Consider the following 3,711-nt stretch of genomic DNA (forward strand, 5'->3'; position numbering starts at 1 on the left):
GGCTGGCCTGGTACAACCACCACCGGCCCCATGTTAGCCTCGCACGACGATCGCCGGCTCAGGTACTCGCCGGAACAACCTGATCAGAACCCACACCTAGCGGCTTCTACGCCTGGCTGAAGGACCCGCTCAGCCGACGCGCCAGGGAGGACCGCCGCCAGATCGAACTGATCCGCACGGCCTGGCGCGACAGCAGCAAAGTCTACGGCTACCGGAAGCTCCACGACGACCTCATGGACATGGGCGAGAACTGCTGTCCGAACCGGGTCGCACGACTGGCGCGGCTCGCCGGCATACGGGCTCAGATCGGGTACAAGCGCCGCCCCGGCACGTACGGAGGCAAGCCATCCCTGGCCATCGGCAACACGCTGGACCGCCAGTTCGACGTGGAGGCGCCGGACAAGGCCTGGGTGACCGACATCACCTACATCCGCACGCACGAAGGCTTCGCCTACCTGGCGGTCGTGCTCGACCTCTTCTCGCGCCGCATCGTCGGATGGTCGATGCAATCGCGCCAGACGACCAACGTCGTCCTTCAGGCGCTGCTGGCGGCCGTCTGGCGGCGCAAGCCGAAGGGCCGCGTGCTGGTGCATTCGGATCAGGGCAGCCAGTTCACGAGCATGGAGTGGGCATCCTTCCTGAAGCACCACGATCTGGAGCCCTCGATGAGCCGGCGCGGCAACTGCCACGACAACGCGGTGGCGGAGAGCTTCTTCAACCTGCTCAAGCGCGAGCGGATCCGCCGTAAGGTCTACCGGACGCGCGATGAGGCAAGGGCCGACGTGTTCGACTACATCGAGATGTTCTACAATCCGACCCGCAAGCACGCACGAAACGGGATGCTGTCGCCCGTCGAGTTCGAACGGCAGCACATAGCGCGAGCCGAAGGCGTCTAGAAAACTCGGGGCGGTTCACCCGTTTGGATGTGGCTGGGCTTTCTCGGCATCGTCGTCATGCTTCTCGTTCTTGACCTCGGCGTGCTCCATAAGGAGCAACGCGAGATCGAGGTCCGGGAGAGCCTTGTTCTCTCAACCGGCTATATCGGTCTCGGCCTCGGCTTTGGTGCGTGGGTTTGGTGGTACCTCGGCCATCAGAGCGGCATGGAATATCTGACAGGATTTGCGATCGAAAAGGCTCTGGCGATGGACAACGTGTTTGTCATCGCCATGATCTTCACCTTCTTTGCCGTTCCTCGCCAGTTCCAGTACCGGGTGCTTTTCTGGGGTATCCTCGGCGTGATCGTGCTGCGTGCCATCATGATCGGCCTCGGTGCGACAATCGTCACCCAATTCAACTGGGTTCTTTACATCTTCGCCCTGTTCTTGGTCGCGACAGGCGTCAAAATGCTCGTGTTCCGGAACGCGGAGTACGACGTCGCCAGCAACCCGGTGCTCGCCTTCATGCGCAGGCGCTTCAACGTGACCGACGAGCACCATGGCGAGAAGTTTTGGGTGAAGCTTCCGGACCCCCAGAATCCCAGTAGGACTGTTTGGTTCATGACGCCGCTGTTCCTCGCCCTCGTCTTGATTGAGGTCGCGGACGTCATCTTCGCCGTGGATTCAGTACCCGCCATCTTCGCGATCACCACTGACCCGTTCATTGTCTACACGTCCAACATCTTCGCGATCCTCGGCCTGCGAGCCCTCTATTTCGCTCTCGCAGCCATGGTGCATCGCTTCCATTACCTGAAGATCGCGCTCGCCGCGGTACTGATCTTCATCGGCTCAAAGATCTTCCTGGCCGACCTCCTGGGACTTGAGAAGTTCCCGCCCGCATTGTCGCTGGCGATCACCTTCTCGATCCTCGCCTGCGGTGTTGCCTACAGCCTCTGGCGGACGCGCGACGCCAGCGGCACGGCCACTCGTCATTGACCAATCCCCCCATCATTGGTGCAGCTATGGTCGACACGTTCTTTCACTGGCTTCTTGCGACGTTCCTGTTCAACCCCATCCAAGCTCAGATCGAGGAGCGGCTGAGAACTGCCGGCGCGTCCATTCAGATCGTTGAGCAGGTTCAGTCCTGCTCAACAAGGGCCGCGCCTGCACTCGTGAGGAAAGCAGGCGAGGACTGGATCTGGACGGCGACCACCATCATCGGGGTCGCAAGCGGAACGACCGATCCCTTGGACGTTGTCGCAGCTGAGTTGCCATCTTGCCGGGCTCCCATCGAGGCCATCCGCCGGCAGCCTGCAGCTTGATCGCAGAGCACTAGCTTCCCGTGCCCGTCGACCTTTGGCCATTGCCCATCTCGTTTGCCCTCGACCCTCTGAGTTCACCCATGTCTCGCGCCAGCACCATCCTGTCATATGCCGCCTTCGTCCTCGTCGCCCTGAACGTTCCAGCGATGACGCAACTGGCAGAAAGCACAAGCCGATCATCCTCGCGGCCCATCATTAGGCTGGATGACCAAGCGGTGCGCGCCGCCGGCATCCAGTTGAGCCCCATCCAGCCGGAATCGGGCGCCACCGACCTGTCCTTCCCCGGCATGGTGGCCGTTCCGCCCCAGCAGATCCGGGTGGTCGCGGCCCCCGCCGCGGGCCTCATCGAAACCGTGCTTGTCGCCCCGGATGAAACCGTGCGGCAGGGGCAGGTCATCGCCACCATGCGCTCGCCCGAGCTGATCGAGGCGCAGCGGGGTTTCCTCACCGCCATTGCCGACGAGAGCCTTGCCCAGGATCGTCTGCGCCGCTCCCGCTCGCTCCATGAAAGCCGGGTGATCCCCGAGCGCGACCTGCGTGTCGCCGAGACCGAGGCGACGAACGCCGCGGCGAAGCTCGACGAGCAGATCCAGCTGCTGAAGCTCATCGGCATGGCGGACGAGGGCGTCGAGACGCTGCGGCGGACGCGCAGGCTCATGGCCTCCATTGAGATGCGCGCGCCGATCGACGGCGTCGTGACCATCCGTCACGCCAGCGCCGGCGAGCGTGTCGTCGCATCGGCGCCGATCTTCACCATCGCCGACCTCAGCCCGCTCTGGGTCAACATCCAGGTGCCGGCGACGCGCCTCGGCGCCTTGCAGGTCGGCTCCCGTGTCATCCTGCCGACGCAAGGGGCGCAGGGCCGCGTCATCCGCATCGGCCGGACCGTCGATGCCGCGACCCAGTCCGTTGCAGTGGTCGCCGAGGTCGACACCAATGGCGGCAGCGTGCGGCCGGGCCTCGCCGTGAACGTCTCCGTCCGCGTCGAGCAGAATGGCCTTGCCCAGTGGCTCGCGCCGTCCTCGGGCGTGGTCCGCCACCGCGACCGGACCTGGGTCTTCACCCGCAATGCCAGCGGCTTCCTCGCCGTGCCGGTGCAGGTCGTCGCCGAGACGGCGCGCGGCGTCGCGTTCCGCGCCGACCTTGCGCCGGGCACGGAGATCGCCACCCGCGGCCTCCTCGCCCTTGTCGCCGAACTCTCCGAGACCGGGGAGGAGTGAGGCCATGCTCGGACGCCTGACCGAACTGGCCCTGCGCCAGCGTCTCATCGCTTTCATTGCCGCCATCGCGCTTATCGCCTGGGGCGCCAACGCCTATCTGAAGCTGCCCATCGACGCGTTTCCCGATGTCGCGCCGACGCAGGTGCTCGTCTCCATGCGCGCCGCCGGCCTGACGCCCGAGGAGCTTGAGAGCCGTGTTACCGCGCCCATCGAGATCGCCGCGCGTGGCATTCCCAACCTCGTCCACATGCGCTCCGTCACCCGCTATTCGGTGGCGCTGCTGACCTTCGAGTT

4 protein-coding genes and 1 pseudogene are annotated in these 3,711 nt (G+C 64.6%); all 5 read left to right on the plus strand.

The features are described 5' to 3' along the window. Positions 1 to 95: 95 nt before the first annotated feature. A pseudogene (locus tag C8P69_RS23175) lies at positions 96 to 896 on the plus strand (IS3 family transposase); the annotation flags it as partial. Positions 897 to 923: 27 nt separating this feature from the next. Continuing rightward, complete coding sequence (locus C8P69_RS23180) at positions 924 to 1,871, plus strand: TerC family protein (protein ID WP_108179790.1); 948 nt, start codon at positions 924 to 926, stop codon at positions 1,869 to 1,871. Positions 1,872 to 1,897: 26 nt separating this feature from the next. After that, on the plus strand, positions 1,898 to 2,197 hold the full coding sequence (locus C8P69_RS23185) for a hypothetical protein (RefSeq protein WP_108179791.1): 300 nt from the start codon (positions 1,898 to 1,900) through the stop codon (positions 2,195 to 2,197). 215 nt (positions 2,198 to 2,412) lie between these two features. Continuing rightward, positions 2,413 to 3,417 carry an efflux RND transporter periplasmic adaptor subunit gene (locus C8P69_RS23190; RefSeq protein WP_170118379.1) on the plus strand — a complete coding sequence of 335 codons (1,005 nt, stop codon included), beginning with the start codon at positions 2,413 to 2,415 and terminating at the stop codon, positions 3,415 to 3,417. Between the two features lie 4 nt (positions 3,418 to 3,421). After that, positions 3,422 to 3,711 (plus strand): efflux RND transporter permease subunit (locus C8P69_RS23195; RefSeq protein ID WP_146167451.1); only part of this gene is annotated, 290 nt, incomplete at its 3' end.

The sequence above is a fragment of the Phreatobacter oligotrophus genome (genome assembly GCF_003046185.1).
Classification (GTDB): Bacteria; Pseudomonadota; Alphaproteobacteria; order Rhizobiales; family Phreatobacteraceae; genus Phreatobacter; species Phreatobacter oligotrophus.

Bases quoted from the DNA above. Each gene is read 5' to 3' on its own strand.
- C8P69_RS23180 (WP_108179790.1), top strand. From the start codon at position 924: ATGTGGCTGGGCTTTCTCGGCATCGTCGTCATGCTTCTCGTTCTTGAC.
- C8P69_RS23185 (WP_108179791.1), top strand. From the start codon at position 1,898: ATGGTCGACACGTTCTTTCACTGGCTTCTTGCGACGTTCCTGTTCAAC.